Below are 24,223 nucleotides of genomic sequence, written 5' to 3'. Positions count from 1 at the left end.
TCAAGCTTCAGCCACCACTTACAGCCTATAGCTTACGGCTTGCAGCTCCCGCAGGGAAAGGCGTACAGCTCCCGGCGCAGCCGGGCTCACCGCAACGAAAAATCCTCATGCACCAGTGTGAGATTGGGGTTATAGGCCGGGTCATTATCCAACTCCCTGCCCCAGGTGCGCCGCATATATTCCGCCTCGCCATTGGCCCGGGCACGCTTGGCGGAACTGTCATCCGCACCTCGAGAGACCGACTCATGGTGATAGAGCTCGGCATAGGGGGTCCATAGGTTACGATAACCCGCCTCGCGCACCTTGAGGCATAGGTCGACGTCGTTGAAGGCGATGGGCAGGTGCTCCTCGTTGAGCCCCCCCACCTCCTCGAACACCGCCTTGCGAATCAGCAGGCAGGCACCCGTGACGGCAGAGAGGTTGTGAACCAGGTGCAGACGGGTGAAATAGCCCGGCGCGTTGCGGTGGAAATATTTGTGGGCGTGCCCCGCCACCCCGCCGATGCCCAGGATCACCCCGGCGTGCTGCACGGTATCGTTGGGGTAATAGAGCTTGGCCCCCACGCAGCCGATCTCCGGCCGACACGCCTGGCGCACCATCTCGTCCAGCCAGCCGGCATTGATCGGCTCGATATCGTTGTTGACCAACCCCAGGATCTCACCCCGGGCATACAGCGCCCCGTAGTTATTGATCGCCGAGTAGTTGAACGGCTCGTTCCAGCGCAGCACCCGTACCCGCTCGTCGCGGGCCGAGACATCACGCATATAGTCCAGGGTGGCGGTGCAGGCGCTCTGGTTATCGAGTATCAGCACCTCCAAGTGCGGATAGTCGGTGCGCTCGAGGATGGCCTCCACACAGGGCTTGAGGATCTCTACCCGGTCGCGGGTGGGGATCAACAGGCTCACCAGCGGTGCTCGCTTAGGTAGCGGCCAGCGCACGCGATAGGTATTGGGGTAGTGCCCGGCCTCGACGCGAGCCTCGGGCACCCGTTCACGCAGATGATCGCGTACCGCCACCAGGCCGGCATCGGTGGTGTAGCTTTTCTGCTCGCTACCCAATGCCGTGGAGCCCGCCGCGGCGCGCCAGTGATAGAGCACATGAGGAATATGCACGATCTGCTCGGGCAGCAGGCGTGCCGTTACACGCAGCACCAGGTCGTGATCCTGACTGCCCTCGGTGCCCTGACGAAACCCGCCCACCTCGCGCACCAGCCCGGTACGATACACCCCCAGGTGCGAGATATAGTTCTGGGCCAATAGCAGGTCGGGGTTCCACTGTGGCTTGAAGTGCGGATCGAAGCGCTCGCCCGCCTCGTTGAGCTTGTCTTCATCGCTATACAGCAGACCGGCATCCGGATGGCGGTGCAACGCCTGGGCCACGCGAAACAACGCACCCGGCGAGAGCGTATCGTCGTGATCCAGCAGCGCCACGAACTCACCCTCCACCAGCTCCAGGGCGCTATTGCTGGCCGCGCAGATATTGCCATTCTCCTCGCGAAACACCACCCGCACGCGCGCATCCCGTTCGGCATACTCGGCCAGTACCTGGCGCACCTCGGGATCGGTCGAGGCATCATCGACAATGCACAGCTGCCAGTGCGGGTAGGACTGTGCCAGCACCGAATCCAGACACTCGCGTAACCACTCGAGGCGCGGATTGAAGACCGGCACCAGCACCGAGATCAGCGGCGTGTGCGGCAGCTGGTCGATCACCCGGCGTGCCCGCTCGGTCGTGAGCTCACGGCGCCCCTCCAGCCACTTACGGTAGCTATAGCGCGCGGTACGTCGCTCGAAGGTGGCTTCGTATTGCTCAAGGGCAAACTCGCGCCAGTGTCGCCCCGCCTCGCGCGCCTGGCGTTTCAGCAACGGCAGCACCTCGGCCTTGGTGACGCCGCGAAACTCGTGGTGCATATTGGCCAGGCGATGGGCCAGGCGATCGTGGGCAAACCCGGGGCTCAGCCAAGCAATACGCAGATGGGTGATGGTAAAGCGCCCCTCGCACTCCAGAGGATCGAAGCGCAGGGCCTTCAAGCGCCGCGGCACATAGAACAGCCGCTTGGTGACTCGCCCGCTCTTCAGCGGCAAATAGACGCAGAGCTCCTCGTTTAACCCCTTGCCGGTATCCAGGTAGAGCTTGACCGCGGCGCTGGGCTGGTCGTGCTGCATGGCGACCTCCAGCATCTGCCAGCCCGGCAGCGGCAGTCCGCGCTTGAGCAGAAACTGGGGGTCGTCACCGGTCGCCTGCCACGCATAACGCGAACCCGGAGCGTCTACAGGTAGCAACTGGTGGTGAGGCGTGAGCCGATCAAGCGGAAAGCGCGCCAGAAAGGTTTCATTCAAGCCATGGGCCAGCCAGTGCGAGCTCTTGTCGAGGCGTTTGCGATTCCTTGCGTTCATCTTCCATCCGGTTTCGGTACCCGACGCGGCTTCAACGGAAACCACTGGCCAGTGAGGGAAACGCGGCATTGTACCTGATCACCGGGCTTGAGTTTTACCGGCAGATGAAAGCCCACATAGCCCCCCCGCGGCGGCAGCAGCCGACACAGCCCCGGGCGCAACTCCACTGCGCAGACGCCTTCCAGGTGCTTGCCATTGACCCATACCTCCACGTCCACAGGGTCATCGCTCTCCCCCGCCCACCAGGCCCAGCCGGCGATTCGCCCTGGCTTGACCTCCACCAAGCGCGCATGAGCCCAGGGCTTCCCGTCTTGGTGCAGCTGATAACGCTGATCGAACAGCGCCACGGCCTGCTCATACAGGCGAATATCACGCTTGTTCAGTTGCTTCAGCTCGGCCTCGTCCTCGGCGGAGATCTCATGCACGGCATCCAGGCTTTTCTTGCCGCGATTATCCTCGCGCTGCGGAATCGCGATGCCATAGCGGGCGTTGAGCAGCTTCAGGCTATCAACATAGCGCTCGGTCAGCCCGACAAAGCCCACGGCCTCGACATCCACACCGTGCAGGATCTTGCTTTGCCGGTTATGCATGATGGGACGAGAGTAGAAGTCGTGGAAGCTACCCTTGTACTCGTAGTGGCGCACGAAGTGGGCATATTCGGAGGCCATGCGCTGCAGGGGGTCGCGTAGGAAGGTCAGCGCCCTCATCACACCGAGGATGGGCATGTATTGCCCGGCATTAACATGGCCGGATACTACCTTTATCGCTTTGCCTTCCAGCCGCCGCTTCAGCACCCAGTAATCGCGTAACAACCCGCCATCCTGAGAAAGAAAGAGCTTGGAAGTGGTTCTTGAATCCAAGCCATAGTTATACGCTATCGCTTCGCTGCCATAGGTTTCCTCGAGACCAATCCTGAAACTTGTCCCAGCCGTCTTGGGTACATGTATAAAATATAATGGCGTCATCTGAAATCTGGCTCAACTCAGCTTGATGGGTGAGTTGGAAATGTCAAGGACATCGTCCGACACTCGGGCCCGCACACTATCTCCCTTTTGTACCACCATATCCTCGGGGAGCGTAAATGAAAATGCGCAGCTTTGACCAAACCTTTTATCCAGATCCGGTCGTGGCTGGTCTGCCACCACCCTTGCCACCAGAGCATCATTGACCAGGATATTGACCTCTGCGTGCACCGAACGATGGACATAGCGAGCCCAGCCATGCACGACCCGGTCTTTAACCCCCGCCAGCCGACCTTGCGACTTTGTGACCCTGGAGACATCCAGATATTGCCTCGGCTCAGGATTGATGAATTTTCTGGCGGCTTCAACCTGCTTTGGCGTAGGAGAGATACCACAGAACTCGATGACACGGTCAACAAAGTGCTCCGGATATCTTAATGCCTTCTCGTATGAAACCAGCAGCGCCTCGGGGTTGACATCTCGCAAGAAGGAAACGGTATTCCGGTACTGCTTCAAGGCCCTTTCCATGCCCGGCAACACGTCCGTAAGCATGGAGATAGAATTCCTGTTGGAGATCGAGAAAATATCCTTATATACAAAAATATAACGAGGACAATCAAACACCTTCTCTATTACAGAAAGATTATCGATGACTGACGGGCGCTTGAAGGCCAAAACCGGGTGACGGTCACTATATTCTTTGACGATATCCTTCGCCTCATCAAGGGAGCCCTTCTCGATGGTCCTGGCAAGCCTGACGTCTTCAAAGACCGGCGGAGATGACTTTTCGCCTAAGTAAACACCAAGGTGATGTAGAGCCCCGGCAACCAAGGAGGTCCCTCCCCTTGCCGTGCCGATAACAACAACCTGGTTGACATCTGTCGATGTGGCACTCCCCCTGCCCCTTCTGGAGCCAAAGCTCACAACGCCCTTGTTAACCAATGATTCACGATCAGGCATGGTTTATCCAAATAAAAAATAATACGGAGGGATGTCAAGAACCACTCCTAAAAGAGAAAGAATACCAACAGTAAGAGAAGAAGAGTACGTGCAGCAGCTCGATGCCTGTCAAGCTTGTTGGAACCTGGGGTCAGGCGGCTTCTAATTGCTGATCGCGTTGAACCAGCAGGATCCTCACAGCCCCGCCAGCCGTTTCTCCCACGCCCAGGCGTGGCGGATGATGGTCTCGAGCTCCGCATACTGCGGCTGCCAGCCAAGCTCGCGCCGGGCCAGGGTGGCATCGGCCACCAGCTGTGCCGGGTCGCCGGGGCGGCGGCTGCCCTCCTCCACTCTCAGCGTGCGGCCATCCTCGGCCACCACACGTTCTACCGCCTCGATCACCTGCTGGACGGAATAGCCTTGGCCATTGCCCAGGTTATAGGCCAGTGCCCCCTGTTTTTCGCCCTGCACCAGGGCTCCCAGTGCCAGGGCATGAGCGCTGCACAGGTCCTCGATATGGATATAGTCGCGAATGCAGGTGCCATCCGCGGTAGCGTAGTCGCGGCCGAACACGGTGATCGATTCTCGCCGGCCAGAAGCCGCCTGCAGGATCAGCGGGATCAGGTGGGTTTCCGGTTCATGGCATTCACCCAGCTCGCCTTCTGGGTCTGCGCCGCAGGCATTGAAGTAGCGCAGGCATACCGAGTGGAGGCCGTGGGCAGCGTGGAAGTCCTGCAGCAGGCGCTCCACCATCCACTTGCTGGAGCCGTAGGGATTGATGGGCCGCTGGGGGTGCGCCTCGTCGATAGGCACAGTCTCCGGCTCGCCGAAGGTCGCCGCGGTGGAGGAGAAGATGAAGTGCTTCACCTCGTGGCGCACCATCACCTCCAGCAGGTTGAGGGTATTGGCCACGTTGTTGCAATAGTACTTGCCCGGGTCCTGCATAGACTCACCCACCAGGCTCGCCGCGGCAAAGTGCATCACCCCATCGAAGCGGTGCTCGGCAAACAGCCTTTCCAGCAGTGCGGTATCCGCCAGGTCCCCCACCACCAGCTCACCATGGCAGGCCAGCTCGCGAAAACCGGTGGTGAGGATATCCAGCACCACCACCGAATGGCCGGCCCGGCCCAGCTGTTTGACCATATGAGAGCCGATATAGCCGGCACCGCCTACTACAAGAATCTGCATGGTTACTCCGTTAACGCCTTAATACTTTGCTGTACCCTAATACCTTCGCTGGCCACCCAGTGCTGCCAGTCAGCCTACTCAGAAACAAAAAACCGGCCCAACAGCGACCTTATGAATGTGATGGGCTTATTCATGCGTATACTCTTGAATAAGCTTCATATTGGTATTCATTAACGCTTCTATGATTTCAAAATCCTCGATACCATCCACATCCATAGCACATAGTTTATGAACTGGTACGGCTCGTACTCTGTCACCTAGGAACTTCTCACCTTTCACAATATTACGGTACCAGAAAATATCTGTATGAAAGACTTTATAAACAGCAGGAAATTCCTGTCGCCTCACCATAGAGCGACCACTATCTTCAAAACGCGGCATTAGATAATTATTTTTAATTTCGTATAAGCGGGGTTCGCCTTCTGTAACCAACCTGACAGAGTCAGTATCATTAGACATTAGAGTGATTGCTTTATTAAGATCACCGATTGAACGAAACGGAAAAGTTGGTCGTAACCAGACCAACATATCGGGTGGCTCAATTCCATGCTGTGTAAGCTTTTTGTTCAGATCAGCCAACACATCTTCTTCCATGCTGGTATCTTGGGCAGCCTCTTCCCCTCTGAGGAAAGGCACCCAAGCACCATACTTTCGTCCTATTTCAGCATATTCTTCGGAATCTGTTGATAAGAGTACTTTTTCAAACACGCCAGCATTATTGGCAAATTTAATCGCATGCCCAATCAGAGGCTTTCCCGCCAAAGGGCGAATATTTTTACCTGGAAGCCCTTTTGAACCTGATCGCGCAGCAACAACAGCCCAAATTCTCAATTCACTCATTTTAGAACCTTTTTGAAGTATTTATGATGCTCACTATCATTTATTTCTTTCGCTTCAGAGCCGACAATGACTTCTGCTTCGCGCACGGCGGCAACGTAATCAACGAACTCTGAGGTTGTCAGATCCAATGCCACTGCATCAAAGTGAGCCCACTCAGTATTACCAAGCTTTACATGTTTCTCCACAATACGAGCACCGGCTGCCACTGCCATGGCTGAGGCCATTGCACCAAAATCATGACTTGAATAGCCAGGCACTACGTGTGGATGCTGTTTAGAAAGGTCACGATAATGGCGAATAACGCCCACATTGCAATCATGCGTCGGGGTTGGGTAAGCAGAGTTACACTGCATTAGGTATAACTTATTGCAGTTTGTAAACGTCTCCAGCACCCATTTTTCATAGTCTTGGTCGGTCATGCCGGTAGAAAGCACAATGCCACGCTTATATTCTCGCGCTACCGTTGCCAGGTAATCAGTGTGCTCTGAAATCGTAGATGGAAGCTTGATCAGCTCTGGGTCGAACTGTTGTATAAAACGGAAGGAGGGCTCGTCTAGCACTGAAGCGAACCAACGAATGCCTAGCTTAGAACACAAACCATCCAGAAACTCGAAATCATCCCTGTCCAGCTCTAGTGCTAACCGGTAATCTCGGAAGGTATTGCCAAAAGGCGACACGTACTTAGCATCTAGCTGTTCTTTGGAATAAAAGGTTTCAACATCACGCTTCTGAACCTTTACTAAATCAGCGCCTGCTGCATGGGCAGCACGTACCATGCGCTCTAGGCGATGGCGATCACCGAAGTGATTGGTAGTTAACTCGGCAGTGATTAAAACACGATCCTCATTGGGCACCAGCCGCTTATCCAGCCCAGGTAGAAAGCGTGTATTCAGTTCTTCTGGTGTCAGTGTTGAGAACGCTCTATCGCCAACATGCTGAACATCAACTTCACTGTCGCGCAGCATGTAAAGCGCATTAACAAAATAATGTTCTTGAGGGCTAATACGCGCTGCACGCCCACTGGCATCCGCAGGGGAATAGTCATAATCAATGGCATGGGCATAGCCTTGATCAACGGAAAAATCAAAACCCAGCATGTAAACGGTTTGCTTACGCTCACGCCCTTTGGCGATAACTCGCGCTAACCTAATGGCAGAAAGGAATAACACCTCTTCAATAACAAAGTCTTGCTCTGGCTTTTCCATGACCAAGCGACTGAGCATCACATCAACGCCTTCTTGGGCGGCAGGCACATAACGTGCCCTGAATACTTCACCTTTAGGCGGTTCAATATTTGTTGAAGTGATGTACAAACGAGAACGCCAACCGTTGGCTTTCAAGCCATCGATTACCCATTCATCATGGAAGATAGAAATATCGCAGGGGGCGATCCGCTCAGCATCATTCAGGCCAATAACTAATGAGCTTGCCAGTAGGCTCGGGTGAATACGATCAACAGAGGCGCCTTTACCGAGTATGAAGATCGTATCGGTGGCGAATGTCGACGCGATATTTTCTACCAGGTTCGAGAAATTCTCCATGGTACGGCTTTCCTTCTACTTCAATGTCACAGTTATGTTCGCGTGCCAGCATCAGGCCAGGCAGTAAATCCCAGCTGTAGGCACCCCGGGGGTTGGTAAAGCGTGCAAAACTTCCTCTGATCACATTGTAGAGGTTATAAACAGCACACCCCATCAAGCGGCTTTCTTGAGTAGAGCGCATGCCTTCGAGGATTTCGTCACACATAGAAGACGAAAACCCACGAATCCTAGAGTGGATCGGCGTTAACGTATCACCCGTCATAAGGTGTTCGCCTAGTTCAGGGAGAAACAGAAAACTGCCTAAGTGCTGATTACCATACCAAAGTGTAAAAGATACGCCCCATTCTTTTAGGCCTGAACAGAAGTTCTCTGTGCCATCAATAGGATCAAGAATAGCGTAATAGCCTTCAGGTACGGTTGAGGTTAACTCACTAAAATTTTCTTCGCCAACAAATGTTACCTCTGGAATTTTTTCTTCAATATATTGCTTAACCAAGTTCTCAACATATACATCAGATTGAGTAACTGGACTGCCATCAGGCTTGATCTCTATATCAAATCGGCCTTTTTGAATAGAAGACATCTTTCGATATATTAAATCGATCAAGCCATTCATTAACTTACGGACTTCATCGCTTTCTTTTATTTTCGGCATAAGAGTATTTAACCTTTCAAAGCGGTCGGCTGAAAAGTAAAAGTTATAAAAATCTTAACGGAAGCTTCATGCATGAGTAACATATCCACTATCAAACTCAGTTCTGCTGTAGCGGGAGTCGCTGAGCATCTCCTGGATATAGGTGGGGTGGATGCCGTACTTGCCGGCCAAATAGTAGTAGGGGTTGGTGCCCCAACCATAGTGGGCCTGCATGGGCTTGAAGTGCTCACGCAGCAGCGTCATCAAGGGAACCATATTGACCGGCTTGCCACGTCGCTCGGCGATCTCGATGGCGAGCTCCTCGGTACGGGCATTGCCCGGCCCGCGGCCCATGCCGGTGACGGTGGAATCCACCCAGGTCACGCCCTCGTCCAGCGCGCGCAGGGTGTTGGAGAGCGCCAGGCCCAGGTTGTCATGGGTATGGATGCCCATAGGGCCCTTCCATTCGCTGCGGAACCACTGGATGATCTGCGCCGCTTGATCCGGGTTCATGCTTCCCATGCTGTCGGCGAAGTAGAGCGCATCCATCGGGTAGGCCTTGGCTTGACGAGCGAGCGCCTTCACCTCCTCCTCGGTGCGATCCGCCACCTGCATCAGGTTGAAGCCGACCTGATAGCCACGCTCCTTCAGCCAGGTGACCGCCAGCAGCGCCTTCTCGAACTCATGCACGTGGCAGGCGATACGCACCAGATCCACGGGTGACTCCGCCGCCGCATTGGGGAAAAGCCGCTCCAGCGCTTCCTGCTGGGGCACCTCGCCCACCAGTTCGTTGCCGTTGACCATCACGCCAATCGTCAGCTCGGTCGGTATCGTCAGGCTGCGGATAAACTCATCGGTGGTGAAGGCGCAGGGCCCCTGGAAGCCCTGGTTCTTCAGAGTGCGGAAGCCCAGCTCCACCACATCCACCCCGGCGGCCTGCATGGCATCGAGGTATTGGTGGATCAGATCGGGGGAGAAATCCCAGGCGTTGTAGTAGCCGCCGTCGCGGAAGGTGCAGTCTAGAAACATAAGATTCATCATTTTACCTTTTGATTGGCGCTCTCAATAACGGCCTGATACTCGATCACTTTTTTCTTGATTAATGGGCCAGTAGGCCGAAGCTCCAGCGCCTTTTGCATGATTTTGAGGGCAGTTTCAATATCACCCGAGTGTTCAAAAGACAGTGCGACTTCGCGCAAAATATCAGGGCTTTTGTAAGTTGGCTTGACTCGATTTTCCAGAGCTGCAAATGCCATTAGTTTTTTCTTTCTAGCCTGCTCCTGTGCTTCGTAAGCCTTTGCAACTTCATCTACTGGCGGCACTTCTAAAGAAAGAATGTTAGTATTTTTAGTTTGATTAAGAACCTCTACTGTGAGATTAAAGATGTGCTGCCAAGGAATGTGGTAACTGGCAAAGTCCGACCGTTTTTTACCCTCTTCAAAAACATCAATGACGTATTTTTTATTGAACCTTTTTATTGTATCAGGATAATCATCAGGAAAAGTAAAAAGCTTTGTGTTGGAGTGCAGAACCCCCGGTTTTTTGCAAAAACGAAGGGGAACCATGCACCCTGTTCCCGCATTGGCAATAAACATATCAACAGTGCTGCATATTTGAATCTTATGGCGATAGTCTTGGCCTATGAGTGAGTGAATTGTGCACTTACCTTTCAATCGTTTTGTTATTTGGGCAAAAACGGCTTCATCATCGGTATTTTGAATGACTTGTCCCTCCGGTGCCGTCATGCCATCTACATAAAGTTCGATCCCATTAAAATGTGGCAATAAACCCTTAACAATATTTTCAATTCCCTCGACCTGCTGTAACCAGCTTCTTTTTTGGCCGGTTATGCCATACCAAAGTTTTAAAACACTGTCATCAGTTTTCTGTGGCATATAATTCTTTATTGAGTCTTCATAAACCAACTTTTCCATTTTCTCATTGAGTTTTTTTCCTGTTCCAGCTTTGTAGTGATTATTGCCTATAACAGTAGGAAAAAGAAAAATGCCATCATCACTAACACTCTTTTCATAATCTCCAAATGAAAAAAAAGCATTTTTAAAAGACGTGGATTTTTTGGAATGAAAATAAAAATAGAACTTTAGCTGATCGTAAAAAAAGTGGTACGGCCTTGTTTGACTAACCCATAAATTAAAGTCACAGATTTTATGTTCTAGATTACTGCTCGGAATCTCCGACAGCTTATGAATGCTAGCTTCAAAAGTATGATTATTAAAAAGAGAGGCGTTGTAGATAGCTTCTTTGGTTATAACGATATCTATGAAGTTGACACACTGACCAAAAACCCAAGGGTAAGCGCTGGTTGAGTCATTCATAAACACGTAGTTGCCCATACCATGTCTTACACTATAGACGGCCCAGGTTTTTATATCTTCATATTCAGGATGTGGAAACTCAAAATAAGATTGTTCTAATTTTTGCTCCCAAATTTTTAATAAACCATCAACATCCTTGCCTCGCTGCATAGCAACAATCTGACTTAGTTCATCGTCACCCTGAGCATCAAAGCATTTAACTTCAAAGTTTTTTTCCAGTTTTCTAATTTAGATAAAAAGTTTTCTGTTTCTCTACTCATGCTTTTTCGCTCCCGGAGTCTGTCAACATCGGAGTCTGTCAACATAGTTGGCATATAAAATGGTTCTGGCTCTTTAAAACCCTGCTGCCTGTGGCACCGGATCCCGCTCGGGATTCAGGTGCACTATCTCTGGCAGGCTGAGTTTCCGGATGTCACCCGACCAGCGCTCCGGGTGACGTTGCTTCGCCGCCTCGAAGACCCTGTGTGTCAACCTGAATCCATACACCGGCTCAGTGAGTTAAGCTCAATATCAGAGCCCGAGGTTCAGGAGCCCATAGCATGCCTAAACCGCCAACCGAGCTGCCCGATCATCAGGTCACGCCGAACCCCAAGCTGGAGAAGCGTACGCGACGTCAGTTCTCGACCGAGTACAAGCTGCGCATCCTGGCAGAAGCCGATGCCTGCCGGCATGGCGAACTCGGAGAGCTGTTGCGCCGCGAAAAGCTGTACAGCAGCCAGCTGACCACCTGGCGCAAGGAGCTTGCCGAGAACGGCGTGGAGAAGCTTCACAAGACCGCCCCGGGGCCGACCCCAAGCAAGACCCCGGAGCAGAAGCGTATCGACGCACTGGAGCGTGAGAACGCCCGCCTTCAGCAGAGGCTGTCGACCGCCGAAGACTGCCTATCGCTCCAAAAAAAAGCGTTATCGATGCTCGATCGCATGAACAATGGGAACGAACCATGATCACGGTGCTCGAAGAGCGCCCGGCGCACCTGCCATTGGCCGTGGCCTGTCGAACCTTGGGCATCAACCGCAGCACAGTGTATGCCTGGCGAAAACGCCGCCATGAGCCCTCTACCGGAGCCTCCACGTCGCGTCGGCACTGCCCGCAGCCCAGAGCGCTATCGGCTGAGGAACGAGCGCAAATGCTCGAGATTGCGCACAGTGAGGCCTACCGGGATCAGCCGGTGTATGAGATCTACCACGACCTGCTGCAGCAAGGGATCTATCTCGGCTCGCTCAGCACGTGGTACCGGCAGCTGCGTGAGGCCAAGGAGAGCGGTGACCGCCGCCCTCAACGTGTGCCTCAACACCATGCCGTGCCACGCATCACGGCATGTGCCGCCAACGAGGCCTGGACGTGGGATGTGAGCAAATTGCCCACGCGGCGACGCGGCATCTACCTCAATCTCTACGTGGTGCTGGACCTGTACAGCCGCTTCATCGTGGCCTGGATGATCTCCCACAAGGAGAATGCCGCACTGGCTCAGCAGCTCTTCCAGGAGGCCGTGGATCGCTACGGAATCCCGCACGGAGCACTGACGCTTCACCAGGATCGAGGTTCACCGATGATTGCGCGCAGCTATCTGGATCTCATGGGAGAGCTGGGAGTGACGTGCAGCCATAGTCGGCCTCGGGTCAGCAATGATAATCCCTTCAGCGAAAGCCAGTTCAAGACCAGCAAGTACCAGCCCGACTATCCCGGGCGCTTCGAGAGCATCGTCCATGCCCGGCAGTGGTACAGCGCTTACGTTGACTGGTACAACCTGGAGCACCATCACAGCGGACTTGCTGGCTTCACGCCAGAGCAGGTCTTCGCCGGCCGATATCGCGACATTGCGAAGGTCCGCCAGCGGGCGCTCGATGACAGCTTCGAGGCGCACCCTGAGCGGTTCCTACGCGGACGCCCCAAGGTGGCGATGCCGCCGGAGAGTGTCTCGATCAATCCGGTACAGCCCGATGACGACGACCCGGCCCCCTACAGCGTGGTGAACTTCCCGACGTTATCAGCGGCAGGCAACACCGCGACGAAATCGACATTAATTTTTAACGATCTGTCCGAATCAGGTTGACAGGTTCCGAAGACCTCCCGGCGCTGCGCCAGGATGCCTTTGGCCTCGCCGTTATGACGCTGGCTCGGCGTGATGTAGCGAAGGGCGCTGTGCCGGTGCTCATGGTTGTACCACTCGGTGAATTGCTGGACCCAGTCTTGTGCCTCGGCCAGCGTGGCGAAGCCGTCGGCGGGGAATCCCGGCCGGTACTTCAGTGTCTTGAAGGCCGACTCGGCGAAGGCGTTGTCGTTGCTGACCCTTGGCCGGCTGTACGACGGGGCGATGCCCAGGTCGTAGAGCTTCTCCAGAAAGGTTGCCGCCTTCATCGGACTGCCGTTATCTGAGTGCAGAATCAAGGGTTTGTGACGATCGGTGAGGTGCTCTCGCCAGCAGGCCTTCTGGATCAGCTCAGCGGCCAGCTCACCGGTCTCCGTCTCGTAAACCTCGTGCCCAACGATCTTGCGACTGAAGACGTCCATGATCAGATACAGGTACCACCAGGTACCTCGCGCAGGACCGGGCAACCAGGAAATATCCCAGCACCACAAGCGGTTAGGCGCCGTGGCTTGGTGCGTCGTCGGAGAGCGCTTGCGCTGAGGGGCCTGCTGTCGGCCCCGATGATGTTGCTGGTCGTATTCATGAAGGACTCGGTACATCGTCGACTCAGAGGCCAGGTAGCGGCCCTTGTCCGCCTGATCGGCCACGATGAAGGCCGGAGGGCGGCTCCGGTACTCCGGGGCGTTGCACAGTGTGACGATCGCCTCTCGCTCTTCCGGCGACAGCTTGTTGGCCGGCTCCGGGCGGTCGGCGTCGGGACGGCGATCAGCCATCACCTGGCCTTCAGTGACCCAGCGGTAGTAGGTGCGCACATTGATACCCATCACCTGACAGGCTTTGGCCAGCCGAGCACCGTCACGCTGGGCGTCTTGCACCAGAGTCACGATGCGTTGGCGATCCGGGAGGCTGGTCAGTCGTCCTCGTCGTTGGTCGTGCCCCAGATCGCCTCGGCTTTTTTTGACAGGGCCAACAGCGCCGCCGTCTCGGCCAGGGCCTTGTCCTTGCGATGCAACTCGCGCTCCAGCTTACGGAGCCGCTTCTGCTCCGCCTTACGCGCCTGTCGAAGCTGCTTGGCCTGCGCTGCCGCCTCTTCGTTGGCGTTCATGCAGGCATCCCGCCAAGCCTCCACCTGCTCGGGGTAGAGCCCGCGCTCGCGGCAGTAGGCGCTGACTTCAGCCTCGTTCATCGGAGCTGTCTCCAGGACGATCTGGAACTTCTCCTGACTGGTCCACTGATCTGGCTGGGTAGAACGTGATGGCAAAACCTGTCCTCGTGCTCTGGCCTGTTTCCGCCAATTGTAGAGGGTTGTCGCGGTGATGCCTTCCTGTTCGGCCAGCTCCGGGATGGTCATGCTCATGGGCGGTGCCATCTTCTTGAGGATGGCTTCCTTACGCTCTGCGGGGTAACGCACGTTGATCACCTCTCAATCCGTTTGGGTGACAACTACGTTGACGCATAGGGTTCCAAAGTAGCGTTCAGCGCCAAGGCGGAAACTGGTGCCGGCAGTCTTGGGAACATGTATAAAAGACAACAAGGAAGCCTACCCTATTTTAATACAAATATTAAAAACAAGCACTTAAAACCTAATCCAAAAATTATCAACAAAGATTTAAAAGACAAAGTGGACTTTATACTCTTGGCACCTTAAACTTAGCCAACCTGGCACTACCGAATTTAAAAATCAGGTTATCGCTTAACCGGCGTCGACCACAGCTGAGAAAATCATCATAGCTACCGAACAGCGTAAAGAATTGATCTATATAAATTTAGCTTTTTCTTAATCATCGGCCCTTCTGGGTTAAGATTTTTAGCTTTTTCCATGAATAATTTAGCCGACCCAATATCACCAGCTTTTTCACAAAGTAGAGCTAAATCCCTAAGCACTGCTGAAGGCTCATCGCCAGCTGCAATTTTAGCCAGTTTTTCATAAAATTTTTCCGAGTGAACTGGATCAGGAAAATTAAACTTATAACCTGCCACCCTTTGAAACTCATCAATAGAAGCTAGAGTTCTCCCGGGATCTATAGAATATGAGCGTAGCAAAAATTCTTCACCGGAATTATAGTCACCGGAATAAATATGCTCGAAAGCACACTTCTGAAGATATACAAAATTCTCTTCTTTTGGTATATCTAAGCGCGGCACAACACCTTTCTCGAAATAATCGACCAAAATACATTTAAGCTTTCCCAAAGATGTAAGAACAGGACCAACTTGGTGCCCAGCATGGGGGATTTTCACAACATTTGAGTCAGGGTACGCAGGAAGAACTAACTTTTCGGCGAAAACTGCATCCACATCATGAAAAGGATCATACATGATTAGTGGCGGCCTACCCTTAGATAATGGAACGTCATTAATCTCCTCATGGATATAATCAAGATCAAAAAATTGCTCCTCACGGACCAAGGGGTGGGCACTATTCCTTGGGCTTATAGCGACAATATTAGCATCAATGCAGCCCCCGTAATAAATTGCGCAATATCCTGCCAACGAACTTCCATATGCATATACTTCATCATATTTTTCAGCAACATCACCAAGAGCACTTTCAAACCTTTGCCATGAGAGACCTTGAAATTGGCTTCCTTTCTTTTGAGAAACAAAGATATGATCATAACCCAACGAGAGTACAAAGTCAGTACCAAAGCCCCTGCGTGACAAGCCTGATCCTTTCATACCAAAAGTTACAACTAAAACTCTTCCCCCCTGTGTGTAATGTGTCAACTGGAACATATCAGTACTATCCAAAGTATAAACTTTCACAACAGATTCCTTAGGTTCGTTATTTATAAAAACCCAGAACACTGGCGGTCTCAATGACCAAGTGCAACACATGACCCATCAGGTACGGTGTTGCCATGACTCATTGCTACCGCTATCTCACTGCTGAAGACCGAGCCGCCATCATGATGATGCGAGCGACTCATTCAATCCGATCCATCGCCACTCATCTGGGCCGTGCACCGAGCACCGTGTCGCGAGAACTCGCTCGCCAAACGGTCGACCCCATCAAGGGCTACGATGCCGGCTTGGCGGGCTATCGAGCTCGTCTGACGCGACAGCAGCCACGTCAGTGTCCCAAGTTGCATCCCGACGGGGAGCTCTTCGAGGTGGTGGTCTACCTACTGCGCAAGTACTGGTCACCAGAACAAATAGCCCGCACACTGAAGCGCATGTCTCCCAACGATTCACGTCGACAGGTCTCGCATGAGGCCATCTACAACGCGCTCTATGTGATGCCCCGTGGAAGCCTCAAGAAAGAGCTCATCGCCTGCCTGCGGCAGGGCAACGGCAAGCGTCGGCCACGTAGCCGTGGCAAGGATCGACGCCAGCAGATTCCCGAGCTCGTCAGCATCCATATGCGGCCGCCTGAGATCGAAGACCGCCTGATGCCTGGCCACTGGGAGGGCGATCTCATCATCGGTGCCAACAATCGCTCCGCCGTCGGTACGCTGGTGGAGCGCACCACGCGCTTGGTGATCCTGGCGAAGATGGATGGCACCACGGCCACCGCGGCGGCCGTTGTCTTCAGCGACAAGCTCAATGAAGTGCCACGAGCCCTTCGTCTGTCCATGACCTACGACCAGGGCAGAGAGATGGTGAAGCATGCCGAGATCACGCAGAAAACCGGTACGGCGATCTACTTCGCTGACCCGCATAGCCCATGGCAGCGGGGCTCCAACGAGAACACCAACGGACTGTTGCGGCAGTACTTGCCGAAGGGCACGGATCTGTCGGTCTACAGCCAGGAAGAACTCGACGAGATCGCCGACTCACTGAACACGCGGCCGCGCAAGACACTGGACTGGCGCACGCCGCTGGAAGTTTACGCCGAGGTGCTCAAGAAATCGGTCGCTGGCCCGAGCACCCTTCAATAGCGTTGCGCTTGGAACTTGAGACCGCCACTCATCAACTAACAATATTTCTCAAAGATGCCAGGAAATACATTTTGTATATATAATTTTTAGCTTCTTCACTAACACAAGGAAGGCCATCAGGAATAGCTGAGAGATCAAACAAATCACATCTGTCGAAATATTTCTCTGCCACAACCCTATTGCTTTCCTCAAAGCTTCTTAAAAACTCTACCCTCTCTTTTTTTGTAAAAAACCTATCACTCAGCTCTAAATTATTAACAAGCATAGGCTCTACGTTTTTATTCCAAAAGTCAGAAATCTGGGCTATATCTTTTCCTGAGAAATTCTCACCATAGTTATCTAAAATAATTTCAGCACAGCTTCTCGATAGTGACGGATTAAGCTTATCCTCACCAGACACATCCAAGCCTTGCAAACCTATAGAAGAAAGAAAACTCCCCAATAAACAACCCTTATCTTCATCATACGATTTCACAATCATACTTTCTTTACCTAACACGCTCTCCCAAGGCTGCAAAATTTGCAAAAAATTTAAGCGCTGACCAGGTTTTTTTACAAATGAACTAAACCCAGATTTTGCAACCCCCATCTTTACAGCTTGTAGGTAAAGAGATTCAACCCAAAAATCTTGCCTTCTTATATAAAAAATAACAGACAACTCGGCAAAACCTGAAAAAAGAGAATTAATATACTCAACTGTCGACTCTTTGTTAACAAGAATAAAGTTCTCTGAACTTAATACAAAGTTATTATATGGAGAATTTTTCATAAAGCTTGCCAACTCCTCCCAAGAGCCCAAGCTTTCTTTTTTTTGTTGCTCAGTACCCCCAGCCCCCAAAGCCCAAGCTAATTTAAAATGACCATTCCATATGCGGCCGTGATAAGGATACGAGAAATCTCGCTCATTCATATCACTTTCTGACTTAGCCAATGCACTCTGAATCGAAGTAGTGCCTGTTTTATTAGCACCAATATGTATATATAATTTTTTCATAAAACACCAAAAATTGCAGAAGCAAAAACTAAACAGCCAAACAGCCTTGATACCGTACTCAGCTCTAGCTATTATTGCTGATAACTTATAGTCTGCAAATTTGAAATATCATCGCAAACCTTAGAGAACGAAACATTAGGCTCAATCAACTTAACAGGCCCCTCAACCTTCCTATCAATAAATGCACCAATATGAAAGGCAACAACACTCAATCCATTGCGAAGCGCTTCACTAAGAGTGTAACTAAACGTTTCCGGCCAAACACTCAACAAAGCTGCCACTTGGCAGCCACTCTTATCAATAATCTCCGGAAGTTCATTCCTTTCATATGTACCATGCACAGTAACATTACCAAACTCTTCGAGAGCTTCATCATCAACCGTATAGCCAATCACATGAAAATGGATCGGGAGCTCAAACTTCTGTGCATGTCTTGCGCAGCCAACAAGGTAGTCGTACCCCTTGTGATAACCAATCGCTCCAATAAAGGCAACGTTGATGGTCTCACCTTCCTTGATGGGTTTGGTAGTGACTTCGACTGGCTCCTCGGGATGGGGGCGCACGGTAGGCTTCAGTGCAGGGAAGTGGCGTGAGAGACGGTCTGCCGTATCCTTGCTTGGAGTGAAGACCTTTCTTGCCTTGCTCAATACACTTTCGTGGAAAGCCTTCCAGTCGGACACGGTGTCACCGAACTCCTCGACCCCAAACCTTAATCCTTCGTGCGGCCCATTCTTCTTGATACAGCGTTCACAGGCAGAAATCGGCGGCTCACCGCAGAAGCGGCGGGTCTCATCCACCATGTTGACACGAGGACAGATGGTGAAGTAATCATGAATCGTGACGTCATACTGCACACCCAGCGCCTTGGGCAGCTCCCAGATCTCCTTCGGGAACTCGATGGTATGGTGGTAGTGCACATGCCACACGTCCAACGCCTTGAGGTCCTTGACCAGCTGCTCCTTCTCTTCCGGCCAGGCGTAGTCGATGTGGGCATTGGTGACGTGGCTGGAGAGCTTCCACACGCCCTTCTTGGGCGAAGTCAGCATCAGCACGCACTGCCCTTCTTCCTTGAGCAGCTCGGCCAGGTCGTCGGTCGCCACCTGGGTGCCGCCTCCGAAGGTCAGTGAGACGAAGAGCATGGTCTTGCCCTTGGCCGGCGCCTGCACCTTGGCGGTGGCCACCTCCTGCTTGAAGTGCTCCAACGCCACGCTATTGCGATAGGGTCGGACAGGATCCTGCTTGACGAAGGCAGCGACGTTCTCCGCATAGTCGGGATAAAGCCCGTTCAACACTTCGAGATTATTGGTAATGAATTGATCGGCATTTTCGGCGAAGGAAACGGAGCCGAGGTGTTGAACGAAGGTATCGAGTGCCATCACATTGCGCCAGCCGTGCTGCTCGACGCGCAAGGAGAAATCATTTTCCTCGCCGTACCCCTTGCCCCACTTTTCATCATCGAAGACACCCACTTCCTGTAGGGCGGCTCGCTTGATGAACATACAGAAGCCATGGGCCGTGGGCAGATCGATGACCTTTCCGGCATTGACCTTGCCAAACAGCTTGTTCATGTCGTTGGCAGTGGCGCCGTCAGGCAGCTGATTATCCTGACAGAAGTTCGGGTAACTGCAGATAGTGGCGTTGTTGGAGAATGGCGTCACCGTCGCGATCAACGGATCAGAATAGGCCGCGGAGCGGATGGTATCCAGCCAGCCATCTGGCACCAGCGTATCCGAGTTCAGGAGGACGACATCGGCATCGTCATGGAGCCGCATACCTCGGTTTACGGTTCCGACAAAACCAAGGTTATGTTCATTCTCGAGCAGTGTATAACCGTGCTGAGAGGCATGGGTGCGCAGGGCCTTGGTCAACTTTTCATTGGGTGACTTATCATTGATCACCACAATTCGGTGTTCGGTCTTGACCTTCGCCTTCAGCGCACTGTCGATACAGTCCAGGGTTTCCTGATACCCCTCGTAAACCGGGATGACGACATCCACCACGCTTTGGCGCTTGGCTCCCGAATGGATATGCCGCCCCGTGTAGCCGTTAGGCAGCGAGCCGCCCCGTGTGCGCCGGGCATCCTGAATCATCGTGGGAAGCAGGTCACGAAGAAGCCATTCGTGCCGACGATCCGGGCTCTGGCCGGCGAGCTCTCGAATGGCCTTGGCCAGATCGGTCAGCGCCGAGATCTTGGCCCCGAGAGGCTCGACAATGATGGGGTTGGCAAATGCTTGGATATCCGTACCGGCGATAGTGGCCGTGATAAACCCGAACTGATCGGGATCCAGATACTCTGTATGCGGAAAGTAAAACCCACAACGCGACTTGGGATGGCCAGCCGCCACCAGGTCATGGCGCTCCTGATCGACCTCGATGCGGGCTACCCGTTTGCCGTCTACATGGAAGTCGAGGGAAAGATCAAGCTCCAGATAGTTGGCATCATACATCCAGCCATGAATGCCAGCTGCATCTATCCTATCGATATGGTAGCGGATGTCCGGCGGGGGGAGCTCCAGCGGTGACCTGGAGAGCTCTGCGCCCGTTTCCTCGAATCGCACACTGAGCTTGCTTGCCGTGTCAGCCTTGCCATTCAGGTAAGGATAGACATCGACCTTCTTGGTGAAGCCACAGTTGTTGCGCTCTGGAAACCCGATGGCGGCCAGGTCCTTGCGGGCGCCACTGGTGTTGATCGTGGTGACTACCTTGCCATCGATCAAGACCTCGAGCTTGGTACTGCTCGACCGTGACGGCTTACCGGCCCAACCACCGATAATGCCCTGTTCGAAGTAGTCGAGGTGTCCGCGCAGCCGCTCAGGATCATTTTTTGCTGATTTCTTCCTTGAAAAAAAGGACTTGATCATAATCACCACATTTATTTTGAAGAAAGTTAATCCATCACCGCGAGTGACGAGCCGTTGATTGGAACGGTTTGATTACCCAAACTTCACCGCATCCACGAAGGCGTCGCCCTGCCCGTCCTTCTTGGAGACCCGCGGCGCCTTGCCGCCCACCAGCGGCCAGTCGATGGCCAGCGTCGGGTCGTCCCAGCGGATGCAGTACTCGTCGCCGGGGTTGTAGTAGTCGGTGCACTTGTACTGGAACTCCGCCTCGTCGCTGGTCACGTAGAAGGCATGGGCGAAGCCCGGCGGTACCCACAGCAGCTGCTTGTTATCGGCGGAGAGCGTGGCGCCCACCCACTGGCCGAAGGTGGGGCTCGACTGGCGCAGGTCCACCGCCACGTCGAACACCTCGCCGCGGGTCACGCGCACCAGCTTGCCCTGGGGTTTCTCGAGCTGGTAGTGCAGGCCACGCAGGATGCCGTGGGCGGACATACTGTGGTTGTCCTGCACGAAGGTGTAGTCGCCGCAGTGCTCTGCGAACTCGGACTGACGGAAGGTTTCCATGAAGAAGCCCCGCTCGTCGCCGAAGACTTTCGGGGTGAGCAGGACGACATCGGGGATGGCGAGTTTTTCGTATTGCATGAGTTCCTCAGCTGTAAGCTTTAAGCCGTAAGCTGTAAGTAAAAACCAACAGCGCGGCCCTTATAAGTAAAGAGTGAGGGGTGCCGAATCGCCGAGATGTCGGACCACCGATAAATCGGGCTCCCACAGATAAATCGCGCGCCTATAGGGCGGTTTCGAGCAGGGCTTGGGCGTCGGCGATCAAGGCATCGAGGTGTTCCTCGCCCTGGAAGCTTTCGGCGTAGAGCTTGTAGAGCGCTTCGGTGCCGCTGGGGCGGGCGGCGAACCAGCCGTTGGCGGTGGTGACCTTGAGCCCGCCGATGGGTGCAGCGTTGCCGGGGGCCTGGGTCATCACCTGCTCGATGGGGTCGCCGGCCAGGGTATCGGCGGTCACGCTCTGGGCACTCAGCCCCTTGAAGGCGGCCTTCTGCTCGGCGCTGCAGGGGCTATCGATGCGCCGGTAGTGCGGGGCGCCGAAGCGCTCGGTCAGTTGAGCATAGTGCTGGCTGGGTGACAGGCCGGTGACGGCCATGATCTCGGCGGCCAGCAGGCACAGGGCGATGCCATCCTTGTCGGTGGACCAGGGCGCGCCTTGCCGGGTCAGCAGGCTGGCCCCGGCGCTCTCCTCTCCGCCGAAGGCCAGCCCGCCCTGGTGCAGGCCTTCGACGAACCACTTGAAGCCCACCGGCACCTCGTGCAGCTCACGGTCATACGCCGCCACCACGCGGTCGATCATCGACGACGACACCAGCGTCTTGCCGATCTTCAGCTCCCGCGACCAGTCGGGCCGATGCCCCAGCAGGTAGGCGATAGCCACCGCCAGGTAGTGGTTAGGATTCATCAGTCCGCCGGCATCCACGATGCCGTGGCGGTCGGCATCGGGGTCGTTGCCGAAGGCCAGGTCGAAGCGCTCGCGGATGCCAAGCAGGTTGGCCATGGCCGCGGGGCTGGAGCAGTCCATGCGGATCTTGCCGTCATGGTCCGGCGGCATAAAGGCGAAAGCGGGGTCGATCTCGGGATTCACGATCTCGAGGTTGAGACCATAGCGCTCGGCCATCCACCGCCAGATCGGCAGCGCCGTGCCACCCATGGGGTCCACCCCCAGGTGCAGCCCGCTGGCCTGGATGGCGGCCATGTCCACCACCTCGCCCAAGGTCTCCACATAGTGGCCGATCAGGTCCTGCTCGCGCGCCACCTGGCGCGCCTCGGCCAGCGGCAGGCGGACAATGCCCTCCCCTTGGGCCTCCAGGTAGCGATTGGCCCGCGCCTCCAGCCAGCCGGTGATCTCGGCCTCCGCCGGACCGCCGTGGGGCGGGTTGTACTTGATGCCGCCATCCTCCGGCGGGTTGTGGGAGGGGGTGATGATCAAGCCATCGGCCAGCTTGGCGGAGGCCTCGGCGTTATGGCGCAGGATGGCATGGCTGATCACCGGCGTGGCCAGCACTTCGTCATCGGCGGCGATAACGACATCGCAGCCGTTGCCGGCCAGCACCTCCAGCGTGGTCTCCCAGGCGGGCCGGGAGAGCGCATGGGTATCGCGGCCAAGGAATAGCGGGCCTTCGATGCCGGCCTCGCGGCGGTAGTCCACCACCGCCTGCACGATGGCGGCGATATGCGCCTCGTTGAAGCTGCCGTTAAGGGATGTGCCGCGGTGGCCCGAGGTGCCGAAGCTGACCCGCTGGGCGGGGTCGCTGGGGTCGGGGCGGCGAGTGTAGGCGTTGAGCATAATGGATGACTGGTAGGAGGTGACGGGTGAATGGTGAGGGGTGAGGGGGTACTCCTCACAAGCGCGAAGCGCGCTCACTCCTCACCAGCGAAGCGCTCACAAGCCCGAAGGGCGCTTACCTGGCGATGCGCAGCAGGTATTCCCCGTAACCTGTCTTCTTCAGCGCGGTGCCGCAGGCCAGCAGGTGTTCGGTGGTGATCCAGCCGTTATGCCAGGCGATCTCCTCCAGGCAGGCGACCTTCAGCCCCTGGCGATGCTCGATGGTCTGCACATACTGGGCGGCCTCCAGCAGGCTGTCGTGGGTGCCGGTATCCAACCAGGCGAAGCCGCGGCCCAGGCGCTCCACCCGCAGGTCCCCACGCTCCAGATAGGCGTTGTTGATGCTGGTGATCTCCAGCTCGCCGCGTTCGCTGGGCTCGACCTGCTTGGCGATCTCCACTACGTCGCTATCGTAGAAGTAGAGCCCGGTGACCGCATAGGGCGACCTGGGCTCGGCGGGCTTCTCCTCGATGGAGATGGCCCTGCCCTCGCTGTCGAACTCCACCACGCCGAAGCGCTCGGGGTCTTTCACCAGGTAGCCGAACACCGTGGCGCCACTCTCCTGCTCGGCGGCGCGCATAAGTTGCTCGCTGAAGTGCTGACCGTGGAAGATGTTATCGCCGAGTACCAGGCATACCGGGTCATCGCCGATAAACTCCTCACCGATGATAAACGCCTGGGCCAGGCCATCGGGCGTCGGCTGCACGGCGTACTCGAAGCGCACGCCGAACTCGTCCCCGCTACCCAGCAGGTTTTCGTACTGGGGCAGGTCTTCCGGGGTCGAGATGATCAGGATCTCGCGAATGCCGGCCAGCATCAGCACCGAGATGGGATAGTAGATCATCGGCTTGTCGTAGACCGGCAGCAACTGCTTGGAAACGTGATCTTACCCAGCATTGGTGGACACCGATCTAAGCGATCATTTGAGCTTCGAAAGCCTCTGGGCTGATCATCCCAATTGCACTGTGCCGGCGCTGCCGGTTGTAGTCCAACTCAATATATTCGAATACCTGTCGTCGCATGGCATCCCGCGTCTCGAATCGCTCGCCATGGATGGCCTCGACCTTGAGGCTGTGGAAAAAGCTCTCGGCGCACGCATTATCAAAGCAATTGCCCTTGGCGCTCATGCTGCACTGGAGTTCGTAGCGGGTCAGTAACGATTGGTACAGCATCGAACAATACTGACTTCCGCGATCG

At 54.7% G+C, this 24,223-nt stretch carries 20 protein-coding genes and 1 pseudogene; 3 read left to right on the top strand and 18 right to left on the bottom strand.

Annotated elements, in window-relative coordinates; all coding sequences use genetic code 11:
* Positions 1 to 86 precede the first annotated feature (86 nt).
* The 9 genes from Q358_RS17065 to Q358_RS18580 form a co-directional block, all read right to left on the bottom strand.
* Positions 87 to 2,396, bottom strand: coding sequence for a glycosyltransferase family 2 protein (locus tag Q358_RS17065; RefSeq protein WP_051530285.1), 2,310 nt, complete (start codon positions 2,394 to 2,396; stop codon positions 87 to 89).
* Positions 2,393 to 3,121: a hypothetical protein gene (locus Q358_RS0109450; protein ID WP_245598304.1), complete on the bottom strand. Its 729-nt coding sequence runs from the start codon at positions 3,119 to 3,121 to the stop codon at positions 2,393 to 2,395. Before Q358_RS0109450 ends, Q358_RS17065 begins: the two co-directional genes overlap by 4 nt.
* A 252-nt stretch (positions 3,122 to 3,373) precedes the next feature.
* On the bottom strand, positions 3,374 to 4,318 hold the full coding sequence (locus tag Q358_RS0109445) for a sulfotransferase family protein (protein WP_156940884.1): 945 nt from the start codon (positions 4,316 to 4,318) through the stop codon (positions 3,374 to 3,376).
* A 174-nt stretch (positions 4,319 to 4,492) separates the two neighbouring features.
* Positions 4,493 to 5,485 (bottom strand): UDP-glucose 4-epimerase GalE, encoded by a 993-nt coding sequence (galE, locus tag Q358_RS0109440; protein WP_027961809.1) that lies wholly within the window; start codon positions 5,483 to 5,485, stop codon positions 4,493 to 4,495.
* 126 nt (positions 5,486 to 5,611) lie between these two features.
* A complete protein-coding gene (locus tag Q358_RS18210) occupies positions 5,612 to 6,325 on the bottom strand; it encodes an acylneuraminate cytidylyltransferase family protein (protein ID WP_084286507.1) in 714 nt (237 codons plus the stop codon).
* A complete protein-coding gene (locus tag Q358_RS18205) occupies positions 6,322 to 7,866 on the bottom strand; it encodes an N-acetylneuraminate synthase family protein (RefSeq protein WP_084286506.1) in 1,545 nt (514 codons plus the stop codon). Before Q358_RS18205 ends, Q358_RS18210 begins: the two co-directional genes overlap by 4 nt.
* Positions 7,793 to 8,521, bottom strand: a complete 729-nt coding sequence (locus Q358_RS18200; protein WP_084286505.1) for an inositol monophosphatase family protein — start codon at positions 8,519 to 8,521, stop codon at positions 7,793 to 7,795. Before Q358_RS18200 ends, Q358_RS18205 begins: the two co-directional genes overlap by 74 nt.
* A 66-nt stretch (positions 8,522 to 8,587) precedes the next feature.
* Positions 8,588 to 9,529: an aldolase catalytic domain-containing protein gene (locus Q358_RS17060; RefSeq protein ID WP_245598303.1), complete on the bottom strand. Its 942-nt coding sequence runs from the start codon at positions 9,527 to 9,529 to the stop codon at positions 8,588 to 8,590.
* A gap of 8 nt (positions 9,530 to 9,537) precedes the next feature.
* Complete coding sequence (locus Q358_RS18580; RefSeq protein ID WP_156940883.1) at positions 9,538 to 10,986, bottom strand: tetratricopeptide repeat protein; 1,449 nt, start codon at positions 10,984 to 10,986, stop codon at positions 9,538 to 9,540.
* A 389-nt stretch (positions 10,987 to 11,375) separates the two neighbouring features.
* Here Q358_RS18580 and Q358_RS0109410 point away from each other — a divergent pair, with 389 nt between their 5' ends.
* Together Q358_RS0109410 and Q358_RS18195 are read left to right on the top strand one after the other, a co-directional pair.
* Positions 11,376 to 11,780 carry a transposase gene (locus tag Q358_RS0109410; protein WP_027961807.1) on the top strand — a complete coding sequence of 135 codons (405 nt, stop codon included), beginning with the start codon at positions 11,376 to 11,378 and terminating at the stop codon, positions 11,778 to 11,780.
* Positions 11,777 to 12,889 (top strand): IS3 family transposase, encoded by a 1,113-nt coding sequence (locus Q358_RS18195; RefSeq protein ID WP_084286504.1) that lies wholly within the window; start codon positions 11,777 to 11,779, stop codon positions 12,887 to 12,889. The genes Q358_RS0109410 and Q358_RS18195 overlap by 4 nt, the downstream gene beginning before the upstream one ends.
* Here Q358_RS18195 and Q358_RS18190 read toward each other — a convergent pair.
* The 3 genes from Q358_RS18190 to Q358_RS18570 all read right to left on the bottom strand — a co-directional run bounded on the left by Q358_RS18190 (position 12,796) and on the right by Q358_RS18570 (position 15,691).
* A complete protein-coding gene (locus Q358_RS18190) occupies positions 12,796 to 13,839 on the bottom strand; it encodes an IS3 family transposase (RefSeq protein ID WP_281172977.1) in 1,044 nt (347 codons plus the stop codon). The genes Q358_RS18195 and Q358_RS18190 overlap by 94 nt on opposite strands.
* A complete protein-coding gene (locus Q358_RS18575; RefSeq protein WP_027961804.1) occupies positions 13,836 to 14,336 on the bottom strand; it encodes a transposase in 501 nt (166 codons plus the stop codon). Before Q358_RS18575 ends, Q358_RS18190 begins: the two co-directional genes overlap by 4 nt.
* 320 nt (positions 14,337 to 14,656) lie before the next feature.
* On the bottom strand, positions 14,657 to 15,691 hold the full coding sequence (locus Q358_RS18570; protein ID WP_156940881.1) for a hypothetical protein: 1,035 nt from the start codon (positions 15,689 to 15,691) through the stop codon (positions 14,657 to 14,659).
* A gap of 95 nt (positions 15,692 to 15,786) precedes the next feature.
* On the opposite strand from Q358_RS18570, the gene Q358_RS0109375 reads away from it, so the two are divergent.
* Complete coding sequence (locus Q358_RS0109375; protein ID WP_027961802.1) at positions 15,787 to 16,806, top strand: IS30 family transposase; 1,020 nt, start codon at positions 15,787 to 15,789, stop codon at positions 16,804 to 16,806.
* Positions 16,807 to 16,837: 31 nt separating this feature from the next.
* Here the strand turns inward: Q358_RS0109375 and Q358_RS18565 are convergent, their stop codons facing one another.
* The 6 genes and pseudogenes from Q358_RS18565 to Q358_RS0109350 all read right to left on the bottom strand — a co-directional run.
* Entirely contained in the window at positions 16,838 to 17,800 is a 963-nt protein-coding gene (locus Q358_RS18565; protein WP_156940880.1) for a hypothetical protein, read from the bottom strand.
* Positions 17,801 to 17,871: 71 nt separating this feature from the next.
* Positions 17,872 to 20,661 (bottom strand): glycosyltransferase, encoded by a 2,790-nt coding sequence (locus Q358_RS17050; protein WP_051530284.1) that lies wholly within the window; start codon positions 20,659 to 20,661, stop codon positions 17,872 to 17,874.
* Positions 20,662 to 20,733: 72 nt separating this feature from the next.
* Positions 20,734 to 21,282, bottom strand: a complete 549-nt coding sequence (rfbC, locus tag Q358_RS0109365; protein ID WP_027961801.1) for a dTDP-4-dehydrorhamnose 3,5-epimerase — start codon at positions 21,280 to 21,282, stop codon at positions 20,734 to 20,736.
* A gap of 142 nt (positions 21,283 to 21,424) precedes the next feature.
* Positions 21,425 to 22,987 (bottom strand): phosphoglucomutase (alpha-D-glucose-1,6-bisphosphate-dependent), encoded by a 1,563-nt coding sequence (pgm, locus tag Q358_RS0109360; RefSeq protein ID WP_043488021.1) that lies wholly within the window; start codon positions 22,985 to 22,987, stop codon positions 21,425 to 21,427.
* 115 nt (positions 22,988 to 23,102) lie between these two features.
* Positions 23,103 to 23,906: pseudogene (gene rfbA / locus Q358_RS17045) on the bottom strand (glucose-1-phosphate thymidylyltransferase RfbA); the annotation flags it as partial.
* Between the two features lie 31 nt (positions 23,907 to 23,937).
* Positions 23,938 to 24,223, bottom strand: a 286-nt coding sequence (locus Q358_RS0109350; RefSeq protein ID WP_027961799.1) for an IS3 family transposase, incomplete at its 5' end; no start/stop codon positions are given.

The organism is Halomonas halodenitrificans DSM 735 (assembly GCF_000620045.1).
In the GTDB taxonomy this organism is placed as follows: domain Bacteria; phylum Pseudomonadota; class Gammaproteobacteria; order Pseudomonadales; family Halomonadaceae; genus Halomonas; species Halomonas halodenitrificans.
Note: the sequence above shows the minus strand (reverse complement) of the source record. Positions and strands in the feature narration are given on the sequence as shown.

What these genes read in the sequence shown, in the direction of transcription:
- Q358_RS17065 (WP_051530285.1), bottom strand. Translation starts at nt 2,396, where the DNA reads ATGAACGCAAGGAATCGCAAACGCCTCGACAAGAGCTCGCACTGGCTG.
- Q358_RS0109450 (WP_245598304.1), bottom strand. Translation starts at nt 3,121, where the DNA reads ATGCCCATCCTCGGTGTGATGAGGGCGCTGACCTTCCTACGCGACCCC.
- Q358_RS0109445 (WP_156940884.1), bottom strand. Translation starts at nt 4,318, where the DNA reads ATGCCTGATCGTGAATCATTGGTTAACAAGGGCGTTGTGAGCTTTGGC.
- galE (WP_027961809.1), bottom strand. Translation starts at nt 5,485, where the DNA reads ATGCAGATTCTTGTAGTAGGCGGTGCCGGCTATATCGGCTCTCATATG.
- Q358_RS18210 (WP_084286507.1), bottom strand. Translation starts at nt 6,325, where the DNA reads ATGAGTGAATTGAGAATTTGGGCTGTTGTTGCTGCGCGATCAGGTTCA.
- Q358_RS18205 (WP_084286506.1), bottom strand. Translation starts at nt 7,866, where the DNA reads ATGGAGAATTTCTCGAACCTGGTAGAAAATATCGCGTCGACATTCGCC.
- Q358_RS18200 (WP_084286505.1), bottom strand. Translation starts at nt 8,521, where the DNA reads ATGCCGAAAATAAAAGAAAGCGATGAAGTCCGTAAGTTAATGAATGGC.
- Q358_RS17060 (WP_245598303.1), bottom strand. Translation starts at nt 9,529, where the DNA reads ATGTTTCTAGACTGCACCTTCCGCGACGGCGGCTACTACAACGCCTGG.
- Q358_RS18580 (WP_156940883.1), bottom strand. Translation starts at nt 10,986, where the DNA reads ATGCAGCGAGGCAAGGATGTTGATGGTTTATTAAAAATTTGGGAGCAA.
- Q358_RS0109410 (WP_027961807.1), top strand. Translation starts at nt 11,376, where the DNA reads ATGCCTAAACCGCCAACCGAGCTGCCCGATCATCAGGTCACGCCGAAC.
- Q358_RS18195 (WP_084286504.1), top strand. Translation starts at nt 11,777, where the DNA reads ATGATCACGGTGCTCGAAGAGCGCCCGGCGCACCTGCCATTGGCCGTG.
- Q358_RS0109375 (WP_027961802.1), top strand. Translation starts at nt 15,787, where the DNA reads ATGACTCATTGCTACCGCTATCTCACTGCTGAAGACCGAGCCGCCATC.
- Q358_RS18565 (WP_156940880.1), bottom strand. Translation starts at nt 17,800, where the DNA reads ATGAAAAAATTATATATACATATTGGTGCTAATAAAACAGGCACTACT.
- Q358_RS17050 (WP_051530284.1), bottom strand. Translation starts at nt 20,661, where the DNA reads ATGATCAAGTCCTTTTTTTCAAGGAAGAAATCAGCAAAAAATGATCCT.
- rfbC (WP_027961801.1), bottom strand. Translation starts at nt 21,282, where the DNA reads ATGCAATACGAAAAACTCGCCATCCCCGATGTCGTCCTGCTCACCCCG.
- pgm (WP_043488021.1), bottom strand. Translation starts at nt 22,987, where the DNA reads ATGCTCAACGCCTACACTCGCCGCCCCGACCCCAGCGACCCCGCCCAG.